Source organism: Pseudonocardia alaniniphila, assembly GCF_022524485.1.
Classification (GTDB): domain Bacteria; phylum Actinomycetota; class Actinomycetes; order Mycobacteriales; family Pseudonocardiaceae; genus Pseudonocardia; species Pseudonocardia alaniniphila.
Genome location: NZ_JAKXMK010000014.1, coordinates 1 through 16,153, shown reverse-complemented (window position 1 = coordinate 16,153; position 16,153 = coordinate 1). Strand labels below are relative to the sequence as shown.

18 protein-coding genes are annotated in these 16,153 nt (G+C 73.3%); 3 read left to right on the top strand and 15 right to left on the bottom strand.

All coding sequences use genetic code 11. The annotated features are described in order from the left end of the window. Positions 1 to 34 precede the first annotated feature (34 nt). The 6 genes from MMF94_RS17540 to MMF94_RS17515 all read right to left on the bottom strand — a co-directional run bounded on the left by MMF94_RS17540 (position 35) and on the right by MMF94_RS17515 (position 5,624). Complete coding sequence (locus MMF94_RS17540) at positions 35 to 802, bottom strand: trans-aconitate 2-methyltransferase (RefSeq protein WP_241037912.1); 768 nt, start codon at positions 800 to 802, stop codon at positions 35 to 37. A gap of 18 nt (positions 803 to 820) precedes the next feature. Further along, positions 821 to 1,348: a hypothetical protein gene (locus tag MMF94_RS17535; protein ID WP_241037909.1), complete on the bottom strand. Its 528-nt coding sequence runs from the start codon at positions 1,346 to 1,348 to the stop codon at positions 821 to 823. A gap of 16 nt (positions 1,349 to 1,364) precedes the next feature. After that, positions 1,365 to 3,230, bottom strand: a complete 1,866-nt coding sequence (dnaG, locus tag MMF94_RS17530) for a DNA primase (RefSeq protein ID WP_241037907.1) — start codon at positions 3,228 to 3,230, stop codon at positions 1,365 to 1,367. 73 nt (positions 3,231 to 3,303) lie between these two features. Further along, positions 3,304 to 3,540, bottom strand: a complete 237-nt coding sequence (locus MMF94_RS17525) for a hypothetical protein (RefSeq protein ID WP_241037905.1) — start codon at positions 3,538 to 3,540, stop codon at positions 3,304 to 3,306. 87 nt (positions 3,541 to 3,627) lie between these two features. Beyond that, the gene (locus MMF94_RS17520) at positions 3,628 to 5,019 is read right to left on the bottom strand and encodes a DUF6297 family protein (RefSeq protein ID WP_241037903.1); all 1,392 of its coding nucleotides are present in this window, start codon (positions 5,017 to 5,019) and stop codon (positions 3,628 to 3,630) included. Continuing rightward, positions 5,016 to 5,624: an ABC transporter ATP-binding protein gene (locus tag MMF94_RS17515; protein WP_241037902.1), complete on the bottom strand. Its 609-nt coding sequence runs from the start codon at positions 5,622 to 5,624 to the stop codon at positions 5,016 to 5,018. The genes MMF94_RS17520 and MMF94_RS17515 overlap by 4 nt, the downstream gene beginning before the upstream one ends. 40 nt (positions 5,625 to 5,664) lie before the next feature. Here MMF94_RS17515 and sigJ point away from each other — a divergent pair, with 40 nt between their 5' ends. Continuing rightward, positions 5,665 to 6,558, top strand: a complete 894-nt coding sequence (gene sigJ, locus MMF94_RS17510) for an RNA polymerase sigma factor SigJ (protein WP_241037900.1) — start codon at positions 5,665 to 5,667, stop codon at positions 6,556 to 6,558. 7 nt (positions 6,559 to 6,565) lie between these two features. Here the strand turns inward: sigJ and MMF94_RS17505 are convergent, their stop codons facing one another. Further along, on the bottom strand, positions 6,566 to 7,132 hold the full coding sequence (locus MMF94_RS17505; protein ID WP_241037899.1) for a carboxymuconolactone decarboxylase family protein: 567 nt from the start codon (positions 7,130 to 7,132) through the stop codon (positions 6,566 to 6,568). A gap of 121 nt (positions 7,133 to 7,253) precedes the next feature. Between MMF94_RS17505 and MMF94_RS17500 the strand changes: the two genes are divergently transcribed. Beyond that, positions 7,254 to 7,649, top strand: coding sequence for a PPOX class F420-dependent oxidoreductase (locus MMF94_RS17500; RefSeq protein ID WP_241037898.1), 396 nt, complete (start codon positions 7,254 to 7,256; stop codon positions 7,647 to 7,649). Here the strand turns inward: MMF94_RS17500 and MMF94_RS17495 are convergent. Genes MMF94_RS17495 through MMF94_RS17480 form a run of 4 tightly spaced genes read right to left on the bottom strand, consistent with a single transcriptional unit; the run spans position 7,646 to position 11,711 of the window. Then, entirely contained in the window at positions 7,646 to 8,905 is a 1,260-nt protein-coding gene (locus MMF94_RS17495; protein WP_241037897.1) for a deoxyguanosinetriphosphate triphosphohydrolase, read from the bottom strand. The two genes, MMF94_RS17500 and MMF94_RS17495, sit on opposite strands and share 4 nt — an antisense overlap. A gap of 4 nt (positions 8,906 to 8,909) precedes the next feature. Then, positions 8,910 to 9,638: a YdcF family protein gene (locus tag MMF94_RS17490; protein ID WP_241037896.1), complete on the bottom strand. Its 729-nt coding sequence runs from the start codon at positions 9,636 to 9,638 to the stop codon at positions 8,910 to 8,912. Continuing rightward, positions 9,635 to 10,684 (bottom strand): XdhC family protein, encoded by a 1,050-nt coding sequence (locus MMF94_RS17485; protein ID WP_241037895.1) that lies wholly within the window; start codon positions 10,682 to 10,684, stop codon positions 9,635 to 9,637. The genes MMF94_RS17490 and MMF94_RS17485 overlap by 4 nt, the downstream gene beginning before the upstream one ends. A gap of 58 nt (positions 10,685 to 10,742) precedes the next feature. Beyond that, positions 10,743 to 11,711 (bottom strand): quinone oxidoreductase family protein, encoded by a 969-nt coding sequence (locus tag MMF94_RS17480; protein WP_241037894.1) that lies wholly within the window; start codon positions 11,709 to 11,711, stop codon positions 10,743 to 10,745. Positions 11,712 to 11,888: 177 nt separating this feature from the next. On the opposite strand from MMF94_RS17480, the gene MMF94_RS17475 reads away from it, so the two are divergent. Next, a complete protein-coding gene (locus tag MMF94_RS17475) occupies positions 11,889 to 12,515 on the top strand; it encodes a TetR/AcrR family transcriptional regulator C-terminal domain-containing protein (protein ID WP_241037893.1) in 627 nt (208 codons plus the stop codon). Between the two features lies 1 nt (position 12,516). Here MMF94_RS17475 and MMF94_RS17470 read toward each other — a convergent pair whose 3' ends face one another. The 4 genes from MMF94_RS17470 to MMF94_RS17455 are packed head-to-tail and all read right to left on the bottom strand — an operon-like array spanning position 12,517 to position 15,959. Then, positions 12,517 to 13,122, bottom strand: a complete 606-nt coding sequence (locus tag MMF94_RS17470) for a response regulator transcription factor (protein WP_241037891.1) — start codon at positions 13,120 to 13,122, stop codon at positions 12,517 to 12,519. Beyond that, entirely contained in the window at positions 13,119 to 14,273 is a 1,155-nt protein-coding gene (locus MMF94_RS17465; RefSeq protein ID WP_241037890.1) for a sensor histidine kinase, read from the bottom strand. Before MMF94_RS17465 ends, MMF94_RS17470 begins: the two co-directional genes overlap by 4 nt. 34 nt (positions 14,274 to 14,307) lie before the next feature. Beyond that, a complete protein-coding gene (locus MMF94_RS17460) occupies positions 14,308 to 15,033 on the bottom strand; it encodes an ABC transporter permease (protein ID WP_241037889.1) in 726 nt (241 codons plus the stop codon). 2 nt (positions 15,034 to 15,035) lie between these two features. Then, positions 15,036 to 15,959 (bottom strand): ABC transporter ATP-binding protein, encoded by a 924-nt coding sequence (locus MMF94_RS17455; protein WP_241037888.1) that lies wholly within the window; start codon positions 15,957 to 15,959, stop codon positions 15,036 to 15,038. Positions 15,960 to 16,153: the final 194 nt, after the last annotated feature.

The following is a 16,153-nucleotide window of genomic DNA, read 5'->3' as shown; positions in this document are numbered from 1 at the left end:
TCGTGCCACCCCTGTTTCCGCTTGCCAGGAGCGGTCAGCGCTTGCGGGCCACCGCGAAGATGCGCCGGAACGGCAACCACGTGGTGCCGTCCGGCCGAGCGGGGTATGCGTCGCGCAGCCGAGGGGCCAGCACCGAACGGAACGTGGCGTAGTCGTCGCCGAGCGCGTCACGCACAGGCCGCAACGCCGTGCCGCTGATCCACTCCAGCACAGGGTCCGCGCCGGTGAGGCGGTGCAGGTACGTGGTCTCCCAGACGTCGACCTCGGCGTTCGCGCCGGCCAGCAGCTCGGCGTACTCGTCCGGTTCGGCCACCGCGATCTCGCCCCGCAGATCGATCCGGCCCCGCCACGGCGTCTCGCCTGCGAGCTCACGGATCAGCGCGTGGGTGGGGGCGCCGAGGTTGCCGGGCACCTGCATCGCGAACCACGCACCGCTCGGCAGGGCGTCGACCCACCGTGGCAACAGCTGCCGGTGCGTCGGCACCCACTGCAGCACCGCGTTGGTGATCACGACGTCGGTGTCCGGCGACGGCATCCAGTCGGCGACGTCGGCCTGCTCGGCCACCACGCCCCGCTCGCGGGCGGCGGTCACCATCTCGGCCGACGAGTCGAGCGCCACGACCTCGGCATCCGGCCAGCGCGCGCTCAACAGGGCGGTGAGGTGGCCGGGGCCGCAGCCGAGGTCGACCACGCGGCGTGGGGCGCTCGCGCCCACGCGGGCCAACAGGTCGTGGAACGGGCGGGAGCGGTGGTCGTCGAAACGGAGATACAGCGCCGGATCCCACGTGGTGCTGCTGGTCATACCAGACCTCCTCGAAAATCAGCTCAGCTTGAGCGTGCGGGCGACGTCGCCCACCACCTGTCGCAGCGCGGCCTCGTCGGTGCCCGGGTCGGCTCGCACCTGCATCACGATGCCGTCGCGGCCGGGCACCTTGCGCTGCACGAACCACGCGCCGCCGCCCGGCAGGTCGCGGTGGTGCCTGCTCTTGATCGAGCCCGTGACGCGGGCGTGCACCACTTCCGGCACCCTGCCCGGCTCGGCGAGCCGCAGCCGCTGCGGCGGAAGATCGGCGATCAGCACTGCGCCGTCGATGACGTCGCGCTCCTGCGCCTCGACGAACTCGAGGGCACCGTTCTTCCACGACGCCTTGCTGACCAGGTGCCAGCCCAGCCGCCGCACTCCGTCGGGGGTGGGCAGCCACAGCCCGCGCGACGTGACGACCAGGTGGCCCCCACCGCCCAGCGCCGCCCTGGCGAGCACCTGCTCGTCGGCGTCGAGACGACCGGTGAAGCCCTCGGGCAGGTCGTCGTGTCCCAGTAGGCGGCGCACCGCCTTCAGCAGGTTCATCGCACTCCCTCCCTGATCACCGGAGCGCTTTCTCCCGCAGTGCAATCCTGTACTGCTCCAGCGGCACGAGGTCACCGAAGAGCTGGTGGTAGGCGTCGGCCTCCTCCATCGGGTTGGTGCGCTGCAAGCGTGCCTTCAGCTCGGCGACCTGGGCCTCCACCAGCACGAGCCGCACCCCGGCGATCACGCTCGAGACGTAGCGCGCTTCCTCGGTGTTCTTCCGCGGCAGCTCCAGAGGCTCCACGGCGAGCTCGGTGACGAGCTGGCGGGTCTCCGTGGAGCACTCGGCCTGCACCGCGTCGACCCAGACGTGACCCTCGCGGCCACCACACACCCCGCCCGCGGCCTGCACTGCCCGGTGCACCGCGGCGAACGCCGGGTGGGTGAACACCTGTTCCGGCAGCTCGTCGTAGGCGGGCCCGGCGATCACCGGCACCTGAAGGGCGGCCTTGAGCGCCTCGCGCTGCAGGTGCAGCCGTGGATCGTCCTTCTGGGGCGGCGCGGGTGCCTCCCGGCGGGTGCCGTTGCGGCCGCGCACCGGCTCGACCGGCGCACCCGCGGACTCCCGCACCCGCCGCACGACCATCGCGATGTCGTCCCAGCTGGTCCAGCCCGCGAGCCTGCGGGCGTACTCGTCGCGCAGGTCCTCCCGCTTGATCCGCGCCACGAGCGGCACGCACCGCTGTAGCGCGGCGACCCGGCCCTCGGCCGTGTCCAGGTTGTGGTCGCGCAGCATGCTGCGGATCGCGAACTCGAAGAGCGGCTCGCGGCGGGCCACCAGGTCACGCACCGCGGTGTCGCCGTTGCTCTGACGCAGCTCGCAGGGATCCTGGCCGTCGGGCGCGATCGCCACGAACGTCTGCGCGGCGAAGCTCTGCTCGCCCTCGAAGGCCTTGAGCGCGGCCGCCTGCCCGGCGGCGTCGCCGTCGAAGGTGTAGATCACCTCGCCGAGATCGAACGAGTCGTCACCGATCAACCGGCGGATCACCGAGATGTGCTCGGCGCCGAAGGCGGTGCCACAGGACGCGACCGCGGTTGGCACGCCTGCCAGATGCATCGCCATCACGTCGGTGTACCCCTCGACGACCACGACCTGCCGGCGCTTGGCGATCTCGCGCTTGGCGAGGTCGAGCCCGAACAGCACATGGGTCTTGCGGTAGACCGGCGTCTCGGTGGTGTTGAGGTACTTGGCCTCGATCCCGTCGTCGTCGAAGAGGCGGCGCGCCCCGAACCCGACGACGTCGCCACCGAGGTCCTTGATCGGCCAGAGCAACCGGCGGTGGAACCTGTCGATCGGGCCCCGGCGGCCCTCCTTCGACAGACCGGCCTTCATCAGCTCGTCCAGCGTGAAGCCCGCCGCGAGCAAGTGGCGGGTGAGCGTGTCCCAGCCGGCGGGAGCGTAGCCGCAGCCGAACGTCTGGGCCGATGCCGCGTCGAACCCGCGGCTGGTGAGGAACTGGACGGCGGGCGCGGCCTCGGGCGTGCGTAGCTGCGCGGCGTAGAACTCGGCGGCGCGCTTGTTGGCCTCCAGCAACCGGCTGCGCGTGCCGCGGTCACGCTGCACCGAGCTGCCGCCGCCCTCGTACGTGAGCCGGAAGCCGACCCGATCGGCGAGACGCTCGACGGCCTCGACGAACCCGACGTGCTCGATCTTCATGATGAACGCGACGGCGTCGCCGCCCTCGCCGCACCCGAAGCAGTGGAAGGTGCCGTGGCTCGGCCGCACGTTGAACGACGGGCTCTTCTCGTCGTGGAACGGGCAGAGGCCCTTCAGCGCACCGGCTCCGGCGCGACGCAATGCCACGTACTCGCCGATCACCTCGTCGATACGAGTCCGGTCGCGGACCTCCGCGATGTCGTTGTCCCGGATCCGCCCCGCCACGGGCCGAGTGTAGGCCCGGCTTCGGACGGGCCTGCGGGCGCCGCGATCAGCGGCTCCCCCGCGGGCGCGACGGCTACTGAGACGCTGCGTGCAATCTCGCCACGCGCGAGGCGGGCGGCACGAGACCGAGCGCCCCGCGCTGGGTGGGAATCACGACGGTCGGGTCGGGGCCCGGCTTCGCGGCCGGTTCGAGTGGACGGTCGGGGCGGGGCCGATACCGGTCGATGAACAGCGGCGTCAGTGCCATGACCAGCAGCACAGCGAGTCCCGCCGCAGCTCCGACCATCGTGAGTACGACGAATGGGTCCATATGTCCACCTTGCGCCGCGCAACCTGAGAGGCGCCTCGGTCGGAGTTACGGATTACCCGAGAACCTGCTCGGACCTTCGGCCGACCGTCACCGTGGCAGCAGGAGCTGGACCGCCGCGAGACCCGCCAGCAGCGCTGGTCCGCGCACCAACTGACGCACGAGATCCACTTGGACGCCTCCCATTCCCGTCTCGAACACGGCCGCGCCGTAGTCGGGCGCGGGCCGGGTGGCCGAGCGTTCGACCACGGCGACCGCTCCGAGCGGGATCAGCAGCACCGCGATCGGGTTCAGCAGGAGCAGCGCGGGGAGCAGGGCGGCCGTCCACACGGCCACGGCCACGAGGGGCGCGACGAGATGCACCATGATCAGCGCACGGTCGGTGCCACCGACCGAACGCCGCAGGGCAGCGGAGCGGGTGACGGCCCGCACGCCCGACGCCACCCGGCTCGCCACCGCGTACGCGGCGACGACGGCGACGGGCGGCACGGCCACGGCGGGCAGCACGCCGGCAGCCGCGTAGGTCACGAGCAGCAGGCCCACCGCGAGCGCCACCGCGCCGGGGGTGCGCAGCACGCGGCGCAGGTCGGAGTGCACCAACGCGCCGTACCCGAAACCGCGCCCGGGACGCGAACGCCCGTGGCGGGCGGAGCGCCAGCGCCGCTCCTCCAGCAGGCCGAGCAGCAGCGCGGGCTCCATGAACGTCCCCGCAGCCTGGACGGCGGCGGCGAGCCCGCTCCCGGCTCCCAGAGCAGCCCGGTCCAGGACACCGAGGCGCCGCCACCCGTATCCGAACAGGAGCAGGGCGAGCACCCACGCGGCGGTGGTGGCCGCGGGGGCAGGCAGGGCCGGGAGGGCGGACGCGCGGGGAACGAGCAGCGCTGCCGCGACGCTCGCCGCGCCTGCCGCCACGAGTGCGGTGCCCACGGACCGGCCGGTGCGAGCGTCACCCGCCTGCCACATCACGGCCGCAGATGCGAGCGCGGCCGCGGCACCCGCTCCGGTGGCCGCCCACCACACCGCCTCCCACCAGGGCGGGGCCACCGCGGCGACCAGAGCCGCCAGTGCCCCGCCGCCCGCCCCGGCCAGCGTCGCCGCTACAGCCAGGGCGAGGTAGCGAGGCCGGAGCATGGCGGCGCGGTCGACGGTGCCGGCGAGCAGCCAGTGCCGTACCGCCGGACCGGCCAGCATCGGGCCCAGCGCCAGGGCCGCGCGCAGCACCAGACCCGCGAGCACCAGCCCGACGGCGCCGAGCAGCAGCCCGACGTGCGGTGCGTGCGGCAGCGGGCTCGCCTCGGCGCCCATCACCCGGCGCACCCCCTGCACCAGCAACCCGGTGAGCACGGCCACCGCGAGCAGCGGGGTGTACCAGTCGCGCTCCTGCCCCTTCCCGGCCGCGGCGCGCTGGGCCCGCCGGGCGCGGGCGAGGTGAGTGCGCACCTCCCGGGCTCTCGGCACCTGCACCGTCGGGGCGGCGGTCATGTACCGAGCTCGACCGTCTGGTCGGCCACCGCGTCGACGACGGCAGTGTCGTGCGAGGCGAACAGCACGGCGCGGCCGGCGGCCTTCTCCTGCTCGAGCCGCTCCACCAGCCACTGCCGGCCTTCCGCGTCGAGCCGCTGCTCCGGCTCGTCGAGCACGAGCAGGCGGCGCGGGCGCACGAGGCAGGAGGCCAGCGCCAGGCGTCTGCGCTCGCCGCTGGAGAGGCCCACGGGAGTCCGGTCGGCCAGCGCCGCCAGGCCCAGCTCGGCGAGCACCGGGGCGGTGTCGGGCTCTGCGCCGTGTGCCCTGGCGAGCAGGTCGAGGTGCTCGGCCACCGAGAGGTCAGGGAAGAACTCGACGTCGTCGAGCACGCTCGCGACGGTGGCGCGGACCCGCGGGTCGTCCTCGCGCAGCGGGCGGCCGTCGAGACGCACCTCACCCGCGTCGGGCCGGTCGGCGCCGACGACGCAGCGCAGGAGGGTGGTCTTGCCCGCGCCGTTGGGTCCGACCACGGCCGCCGCCCGGCCGGGCTCGAGCGAGAAACCGACACCCGCCAGCACCACCGCGGGACCGAACCGCCGGACCAGGCCGTCGACGATCAGCACGTGCTTGCACCTCCAGGTCGGCCGCGTAGTTTCAACTGCCGTGGACGCGGACGTCGAAGTGTTCGAAGCGCACCGGGCACACCTGATCCGGATCGGCTACCGCATCACAGGCAGCCTCGCAGACGCCGAGGACGCCGTGCAGGAGGCCTGGCTGCGCCTCGCCGGGCTGGACGACGCAACCCGGGCCGGGATTCGCGACGAGCGGGCCTGGCTCACCACCGTGGTCGGCCGCCTGTGCCTCGACCGCTTGCGCTCGGCCGCGGCGCGCCGCGAGCGGTACGTCGGACCGTGGCTGCCCGAACCCCTCATCACCACCGGCGACACCGACGACCCGCTCGCCACCGTGGTGCGCGACGAGGGCGTGCGCATGGCAGCCATGGTCGTGCTGGAGCAACTCACGCCGCCGCAGCGGGTGGCGTTCGTGCTGCACGACGCGCTCGCGCTGCCGTTCGCCCAGATCGCCGACGTGCTCGGCTGCAGCGAAGCCGCCGCGCGTCAGCACGCCGCGCGGGCACGGCGGATCGTCGCCGAGGCCGACCCGCCGTCGCAGGCACAGGCGCAGACGGCCGAGGTGGGCGCGCTGCTCACGCGTTTCGCCGAGGCGATCTCCCGCGCCGACGGCCCGGCGCTGCTCGCGGTGCTGCACCCCGAGGCCGTGTGGGTCAACGACTCCGACGGGCGGACGAAGGCGGCGCGCCGCACCATCGTCGGTGCGGACAAGGTGATGCGCCTGATCCTCGGTCTGCTGGAGCGCTACGGTCCCGCGTTCACCAAGGGGTGGGTCCCGGTCGAGGTCAACGGCGAGACCGGGTTCCTGACCCCTTCCTACGGCGAGACGGGCCCGGGCGTCACCGCCGTCTCCGTCCGCGACGGCCGGATCTCGGGGCTCTACTCGGTGCTCAACCCGGAGAAACTGGAGCGCCTCCCGGCCTGACCCGCGGTCAGCCCGACAGGCGTACCTGGCACGCCGTGTCGAAGCCCTGATCGACGATGCCGAGGGCGTGGTAGGCGCGGGCCCGCATGTTCTCCAGCGCGACGGAGTGGGTGAGCTCGATCAGGCCCGCCCGCCCCAGCTCCGCCTCCAGCTCGGCAACCTGGGAGTCGGTCACGGTCGGCGGGAGGGCCGTCATCGCGTCGGCGTAGGCGAGCACGCGCCGCTCGACGGGCTCGAAGAGCGGGTGCGTCGCGTACTCGTCGATGTGCCGGAGCCGTTCGACGTCCAGGCCGCCGAGACGCTGCAGCATCGTGCCGAAGTCGACGCACCACGAGCACCCGACGACGGTCGCCACGCGGAACACCGCGAGCTCCCGCAACCGCGCGGGCAGCACCGTGGACGCGCGGTCGTACGCGGCCTCCGAGATGGTCGAGGCCCAGAACAGCCGCTTGTGGTGGCGCAGCACCGCGAACGGCTCCGGGACGTCCCCGAACTTCTTCCGCATCAGCCGATACATCAGCCGGCCCACCACTCCCGCCTCTTCGGCAGGCACCGCCGGAACACGTGCGCTCATGTCGCCCTCCTCGAAATACGACGTCCGATCACGAAGGGGACGAGACGGCGGGGTGATCCGTGACGAGACGGGCGTCACGACACGCGGGAACCCTCGTGCCCAAGGTCCTAGCGTCGGTGCCATGACCGGCCCCGTCGTGCCTGATACCCACATCGATCTGCTGACCCGGCCACTGATCGCGCACCTGGGCACGGTCCGTCCGGACGGGTCGCCACAGGTGAACCCGATGTGGTTCGCGTGGGACGGGACGCACCTGCGGTTCACGCACACGTCGGAACGCCAGAAGTACCGCAACGTGCAGGCCGACCCGCGCGTCTCCGTGGCCATCGACGACCCCGACCGGCCGCCCCGCTTCGTCGAGCTCCGGGGACGGGTGGAACGGATCGAGCCGGATCCGGAAGCGGCGTTCTACGCCGAGCTCGCCGAGCGCTACTCCAGCAGGTTCGACGGACCGCCCAGCGACGCCGCGGTCCGCGTGGTGCTGTTCGTCCGCCCCGATACGGCGTACTGCAACTAACCGCGCCTGGCGAGCGCGGCGTGCCGGGCGACGGCCTGCTGATCGGTGAGCACGGCGACCTGATCGAGCACGACCCGCAGCCGAGCGGCGTCGTCCGGCGCCTCCGCCCAGTGCTCGGCGAAGAGCGGATCCAGCGCGTCCGGGGCCTTCGCCAGCAGTGCCGAGGCGAGCTCGGCGAGCAGTTCCCGCTGACGTGCCTGCATCGCGCGTCTGCCGGGATCGCTCATCACATACCGCAGCGCGACGGCCTTGAGCAGCGCGACCTCCGCCCCGGCACCTGGTGGAACCACGAGGTCGGCGGAGTACCGGCGAAGCGCCTCTTCTCCGTACGCCGCACGGGTGGCATCGCCCGCGGCCAGCGCGAATCGGCCGACCAGCTCACTCGTGAGCCGCTTGAGCGCTGCCTGCGCGGGCGCCGCGGCCGTCGCCGCCGAGAATCCCCGCACGGCCGCGACCACCGGCAGTGCGATCAACGCGTCCGCCGCCTCCGCGAGCGCATCCGCCGAGGCGCCGAAGTGGGTGGCGGCGAGCTCCACCACGGCCGCTCTCTCCACGGGGGACGCGAGGGCGGCGAGGTCGATGCGACCGCTCACGATGCCGTCCTCCACGTCGTGCACGGAGTACGCGACGTCGTCGGCCCAGTCCATGATCTGGGCCTCGATGCACCTCCGGTCACCGGGCGCGCCCTCCCTGACCCAGGCGAACAGCTCCGCGTCGACGACGTACGCGCCGTACTTGCGGTCGCCCGGCCGGTGCACCCACGGGTACTTGCACGACGCGTCGAGCGAGGCCCTGGTCAGGTTCAGCCCGCTGTCGCCGATCTTCGGCTCCAGCCGCATGAGGATCCGCAGCGTCTGCGCGTTGCCCTCGAACCCACCGCACGCGACGCCGAACTCGTCGAGCGCCCGCTCGCCGTTGTGGCCGAACGGCGGGTGGCCGATGTCGTGTGCCAGCCCTGCCGTGTCGACGATGTCGGGGTCGCAGCCCAGCTCCTCGGCGATCCCGCGCCCGATCTGCGCGACCTCCAGGGAGTGCGTCAGCCGGGTGCGCGGCACGCCGGTGATCTCCGCGCCCTCCCCCGGGCCGACGACCTGCGTCTTTCCGGCCAGCCTGCGCAGGGCGGCCGAATGCAGCACCCGGGCCCGGTCGCGGGAGAACGGGCTGCGGCGTTCGGGCCGCCCGCTGCCTTTGGGCGGCTCGGGGTTCAGGCGGGCCGTGTCGTGCTCGCCGTAGCCGCCCCTTCCGAGGTCGGTCACGCTGTCAGCCGAGCCCGCTGGTCTGGGTGTCCACCGAGGCGTGGGTGAGCCGGTAGTACAGCAACGCCCCGGTCTCGCGGACGATGTATCGGAACTGCGTCTCACGGGTCTGCACCACGGGCCCGGTGCGGGTGGGCGACGTCCACGCGATCAGCCCGCTGTCACGGGCCATCGTGCGGGCGCGCAGGGAGTGCCACGGGTCGCTGACGATCTCCGCGCTCTGCCAGCCGTCCTGCTTCGCCCTGGCCGCCACGGCCTGCAGGCTGAGCAGCGTGTCCGAGCCCTCCCCCACCGCGATGACGGCCTGGGCGGGCACGCCACGGTCGATCAGGTAGCGCCGGCCGGCCTCGGCCTCGGTGTAGACGTCGCCGGGACGCCCGCCGCCGGTGGTGACGATGCGCGGGGCCAGCCCGTCCTCGTAGAGCTCCTCGGCGTGGCGCAGCCGGGCGGCGAAGATGGAGCTGGGGTCACCGTCGTACTGCGCGGCACCGAGCACGACCACGGCGTCGACCGGGCGGCGGTCGTCGACCCGCGCCACCTGCCACACCCGGAACGCGGTGCCACCCACCACCGCCACGGCGACGAGCAGGCCGCCGACCAGCAGCCGGAACAACCAGCGACCACGCCGGGGGCGTTCGAGCACAGCCGCCGGAGCCCGCGTGCCACGCAGGGGCTCGGTCGGTGCCTCCGAGGGGACCTGCCGGCCGAACCGGGGGCCCGGCGGCGCCGTCATCCGCCGATCCGACCGTCCGTGGCGGCGAGGGCCGTGCCGGCGCGTCCGGACCGGGCGGCGATCACCTGGGCGACGATGGACACCGCGGTCTCGGCGGGGGTGCGGGCACCCAGGTCGAGACCGACGGGACCGCGTAGTGCTGCCAGATCGGCCTCGGTGAGACCGGCCTTGAGCAGCCGCTGCCTGCGGACCGTCTGGGTGCGGCGGGAGCCGAGCGCGCCGATGAACCCGCGCCCGCGACGCAGCCCGTCGACGAGCACGGCGTCGAACGACGGGGCGTGGTCGAGCAGTACGAGGACGTCGGCATCGGTGAAGGCGCCCACCGCGGCCTGCACGACGGAGAGCTCGGTTTCGGTGCGGGCGCTCCAGCCGAGGAGCCTGGCCTGCGCGACCAGGGCTTCACCGATCGCTCCTGCCCCGGCCACCAGCACGGAGGGCACCGGCACCCACAGATCCAGCAGCAGCTCGTCGCCCTCGACCTGGACGCGCTCGGTGACCGTGGCCCCGCGCCGCATCAACTGCCGGGCGGCGTCCACCGCAGCGGCGTCGAGCTCGGGAGAGCCGAGCCCGCCGTGGACGTCGCCGAGCTCCGGACCGCTGAGCACCAGCGCCCCGCCTCCGCCGGTGGTGGAGACCAGCGCCGCGGGCATCTCGCGCTCGAGCGCCTCTCCGAGCGCGAACGCGGGCTCCGCGGGCAACGGATGGCCGAGCAGCGTGGCGCCACCGGCGCAGGCGAGGCCGACGTCGAGCGCGACGGCCTCGGACACGTGGGCCTCCTGGGTGCGCGGCCCGCCCACGGCAGCGGCGGCGAGCGGGCCGACCGCATCGTCGAGAGCGCCGCGGTACAGGGCGCCTGCCACGGAGCCCGCGGCGGTGCCCGCCACGAGCTGGCCGCTCTCGACCGTGCCGAACCCGTGGCGGTCCAGGACGCGGACGACCCCCACACCGGTGGTGGCCCATTCGCGCAATGCGGCACCAAGGTCCCGTAGTGGCGAAGATCCCGGTGGCGTCGTTCCCGTCCCGGAAGCGGTAGTCACGTCGCTCACGATCGCCAGAGTAGCGATCGATCGGCCGGTCCAGGTTGCACGTGCGGGTGGGTCCTGTTCAGCACCGGGCGCCGGGCCGGAGCAGCACACGGCCAACGTTCCCACGACCCTCGACGATCCGGTGGGCCTCATAGGCCCGCTCCAGTGGGAGCACGTCGTGGACGAGCGGGCGGAGCCGGCCCTGAAGATGCAGGTCCCACAACTCCCGGCGGTGCTCGGCGTAGACCTCGGGCCGACCGCCGGCGAAGTGGGCCATCGCGAACCCGATGATCGTCCTGGAGTGCATGCGCAGCTCGTTGACATCGACGGTGGTGCCTGCGCCGCTGAAGGCGACGAGCCTGCCCATCGGAGCGAGGGCCTCGAGGCACGCTCTCTGGACCTCGCCGCCGACGCCGTCGAGGACGACGTCGACCGGCTCCACCCCACCTGCGGACAGCTCGTCATAGCTGATCACCTGGTCGGCACCGACCGCCCGCAGCGCGTCGGTCTTCGCTGCACCGGCCGCAGGCCCGATCGCCGCGACCACACGCGCCGCGCCGAGGATCCGCGCCAGCTGCACCGACAGATGGCCGACGCCGCCTGCCGCCGCAGTGACCAGGACGCCCTCCCCGCCCTGCAGACCGGCCGCACGCAACACGCCCAGCGCCACCTGGCCACCGCGCACCATCTGCACGGCTGCCTCGTCGTCGATCCCACCGGGAACCGGCGCCGCGAGGGCAGCGGGTACCGATACGTACTCGGCGTAGGCACCGGTGGGGGCGAGTGCAGCCACCCGCCGACCCAGCTCCCACCCGGTCACGCCGGCGCCAACGGCCGCCACCTTCCCGACGACGTCACCGCCGGGCGCGTGCGGCAGCGGGACGTCGGCGCCGCCAGGGCCACCGCGGGTGAGCCGTACGACCGGGAGGTTGACGCCGACCGCCGCGACCTCGACCAGGAGCTCTCCCTCCGCGGGCCGTGGAACCGGCGTCTCCTCGACGGAGAGCACCTCCGGACCGCCGTAGGTGTGGAACCGGACCGTACGCATGTGGCCTCCTCGTGATCGTCGGAACGGAATGGGCCGCGCCCGGGGAGGGCGCGGCCCGGCAGACCTCACGGCGTGTTGCGGATGAGCACCTGTCCTCCTTGAACGACGTTGAACTTCAACGCCGTTGAAGAATGCGTCATACTCACCGCTCCGGCAATCAGATTTCGGGAGGCCCACGTGCGACTCACCCGCGACCACGTGGTCGCCGTCGCCCTTGACCTCTTGGACGAGGTCGGCCTGGAGCATCTGACCATGCGCAGGCTCGCCGACGCGCTGGACGTCCGGAATGGGGCTACCTACTGGCATTTCCGCAGCAAGCAGGCTCTGCTGGAGGCGATGGCCGACGCGCTCCTCACGGGGCTCCCCGCCGACCTCCCCGCAGGACAGCCGTGGGACGAGCTCGCCGCCGACGTGGCGCGCCGGTTACGCCGGGCGCTGCTGTCACGCCGCGACGGCGCCCGCCTGTTCTCCGGCAGCTTCTTCCCCCTGCCCAACGCCCTCGCCTACGGCGAGACCATGGTGGGGCTGCTGGTGGGAGCGGGGCTCGACCACCGTTCAGCGACCTGGGCCACCGACACCCTCACGTACTACGTCGTCGCCCACGTCACCGAGGAGCAGCTCGCCGCCGCTCTCCCCGACAGCGGGAAGGACGCCCGCAACCGACTGGACGCCGCACTCGATCCGACCGAGCATCCGCACCTGCTCGCCGCCCGTGACGACCTCGCGGCCCCGCATCCGAACGCACACTTCGACTACGGGCTCTCCCTCGTCCTCGCCGGGATCCGCGGCGAGCTGACGGGCTGACCTACAACCAGCCGCGCTCGTCCGCCAGGCGCACGGCCTCGGCACGGGTGCGGGCCGATGTCTTGCCGATCGCCGCGGACAGGTGGTTGCGCACCGTGCCCTCCGACAGGTGCAGCCGCGCCGCCACGTCCGCCACCGTGGCACCGTCGGCCGCGGCGACCAGCACGTCCCGCTCACGGTCGGTCAGGGGGCTCGTCCCGGTGGACAGCGACTCGGCCGCGAGCACCGGATCCACCACCCGCAGGCCCGCATGCACCCGGCGCACGGCGTCGACGAGCTGTTCGGGCGGAGCGTCCTTCACCACGAACCCCGCCGCACCGGCGCGCATGGCACGGGCCAGGTAGCCCGGCCTGCCGAACGTCGTGAGCACGACGACACGGCAGGTCGGAAGCACGGCGCGCAACGCACCGGCGGCATCGAGGCCGTCCCCACCTGGCATCTGGACGTCGAGCAGCGCGACGTCCGGCAGGGTCCGCAGCGCGGCGGGAACCACCTCGGCGCCCGACCCGACCTGGGCCACCACCTCGATGTCGGGCTCCAGGCCGAGCATCGCCGCCAACGCGCCACGGATCAGCGCCTGATCGTCGGCGAGCAGCACGGTGATCATCCGGCAGGCTCCGGCCGCCGGACGGGGCCGGAGCGCGGCAGGACCTCGGCGCGCAGGCGGTAGCCGCCGCTGGGCGTCGGACCGGCGTCGACCCGGCCCCCGATCGCCGCGAGCCGCTCGGTGAGGCCGCTGAGCCCGTGACCTGCCGGCGTTCCGTCCTGGCTGCCGACACCGTCGTCGACCACCTCCACCGAGGTCGGGGTGAGGCGCACCGTGCAGTTCCCCGCCCCGCTGTGCCGGATCGTGTTGGTGACCCCTTCCCGCACCACGTGCGCGAACGCCTGCTGCCGGTCCGGCGGCACGTTGTCCACGGCGGCCGGCAGGTCCGCCTCGATGCCCGCCGCACGCAGAGCCTCCCGGGCTCCCGCGAGCTCGCGTCCCAGTGAGGCCACGCGGTTCGCCGCGACGGTCGAGCGCACCTCGGCAAGCGCCTGCCTGCCGAGCTGCTCGACGTCGGTCACCTCCTCGGCCGCACGCCCCGTATCGCCGCGCTCGAGCAGCCGCCGGGCGAGCCCGGCCTTGACCGTGATGGTCGTGAGGCTGTGCCCGAGCACGTCGTGCAGATCGCGCGCCATCCGCTCGCGCTCGGCGGCGACCGCCAGCCGGGCCAGCTCCTCACGGGCTTCCCGCAGCTGCGAGTTGGCCTTGACCAGCCAGAACTGCCCGCGCATCGCGATGCTGATCGCTGCCATCCCGAAGACGTCCGGTCCCGTCAGGCCGTCCCCGACGAGCCAGTCGAACCCCACCGCCCCGCAGAAGGCGACGACGGCCGCCACGGTGGTCCACGGGGCGGGAACCAGCGCGATGACCATGACGAGCAGGTAGCTGACCGTGTAGACCGCCCCGTCCTGCGCGCCGAAGCCTGCCGCCGTCACCAGCCACAGCACGCACATCACCACGAGGAGCGACGCCGAGAACAGCCACTGGTTGCGCTGCATCGCCTCGTACAGACCGAAGACGAAGCATGCGATGTAGGCCAGCACCGCAAGCACCAGCAGCACCCGGACGACGATCGGCTGGCTGGACGTCGCGCCGATGTAGATCCACGGAGTGAGGAGCAGCGACCACCCGCCCGACATCACGTACCACCGCCGGGGATGCATCCGGGTGGGATCGCGGACCTCGCCCGCGTCCCCGGGTGACGGTGGCATGCCGATCACCGTAACTCCGCCCATGCCCCGCAGATCAGACGCGGAGCGCATCGCGCCGATACAGCACCGCAACGCCCGCCCCCACGACGAGCAGCCACGCCAGCAGGACGGCCACGCCCTCGATCGGCACGCCGTCACCGCTCGCCTGCCCGCGTGCGATGGTCGCGAGCCAGTAGCTGGGCAGCAGGTGGGCCACCGAGACCATCGCGGACGGCAGCACCTGTGCCGGGATCAGCACCCCGCCCAGCAGGCTGAACACCAGCATCGTCACCATCGACATGCCCTGCGCCGAGTCGGGCGACGCGACGAGACCGAGCAGCAACCCGATCGCGGCGAACGGCAGCACCCCGAGCCACGCGGCGAGGAAGACCCGTGCCCAGGTCACCGCATCGAGGTCCACGCCCTTCAGCACGCCGGCCACCGCGAACACGAGCACGAGAGCGGGGAGCGCCACCAGCATCGAGACGGCCGCCTTGGTGGCGACGTATCCCCACCCGGGGAGTGGGGTCAGCCGCAGCTGACGGTTCCAGCCGATGCTGCGCTCCACCGCCACCCGGCCGCCGGTGCTGAGCGACGCCGAGATCGCCCCGAACGCGGCCATGTTGACCATCAGCACCACCGTGGCGGCCGCAGCGTCCGGCCCGGTCGCGAAGATCCCGGTGAAGACCACGAAGTAGACGACGGGAAAGCCCACCGTGAAGATCAGGAACCGCGGCGACCGGTAGATCCGGCGCACCTCGGCGAGCAGCAGCGCGCCCATGATCACTCACCCTCCGATGCGGTCAGCGCGACGAAGGCGTCCTCGAGGCCCTGTGCCGAGACCTCGATGTCGTGGGCCTGCGGATATCCGACCACCAGTGCACGCAACGCGGCGTCGGAGTCGGAACACTCGAGCCGCACACGCGGCCCGTCGACGTGCACCCGCGTCACCCCGGGGAGCTGCCCCAGCGTGGACGGGTCCGCGCCCGGCGCGGTCGCCGCGACGACCCGGCCGGAGGCGAGCGCGCGCACCTGCGCGACGCTCCCGTCAGCCACCACCCGGCCCGCCCGCAACAGCACGACCCGGTCCGCGTACTCCTCGGCCTCCGCCAGGTAGTGCGTGGCGAACAGCACCGTGCGGCCGGTGCGCGTGTAGCCGCGCATCGCCGCCCAGAACTCGCGCCTGGCATGCACGTCCATGGCGACGGTCGGCTCGTCCAGAACGAGCAGGTCCGGGTCGCTGACGAGCGCGGCAGCGAACCGCACACGCTGCTTCTGCCCGCCCGAGAGCCGCCCGTAGCGCCTGCCGGCCACGTCGGCGACACCTGCCCGGAGCAGCGCCTCCAGAACGGTCAGTGGCTTCGGGAACAACGCGCCCGTCAGCCGGACGACCTCCGCCACCGTGATGTCGTCCGGGATGCCGCCGGACTGCAGCATCGCCCCGACCAGCCCGTCCACCACGGCCCGCCGCGGTGTCCGCCCGAACAGCCGGACATCGCCGGAGTCAGGGCGGGAGAGCCCGAGCAGGATGTCGATGGTCGTCGACTTGCCGGCGCCGTTGGGCCCGAGCAGGGCGACCACCTCGCCAGGGGCGATCGCGAGGTCGACGCCGTCGACCGCGCGCACCCCGCCGTAGCTGCGACGCAGGCCCCGGACCGACACAACCGCACCGGTGGCGACGGCGGGAGGAAGAGTGGATCTCGTCATGCGGACGACACTGCCGCCGCACCCGCAGCCGCCCCCGGATCGCCCGTCACGACCTCCCCGTGACGAATGTCAGGCCCACCCGAGCGCTCCCGCCTCACAACGAGCGGCGGGGGGGGGGGCGGGGGGGGGCGGGGGGGGGGCGGGGGGGGGCGGGGGGGGGGGGGGGCCCCCCCCCCCCGGGGGGCGGGGGGGGG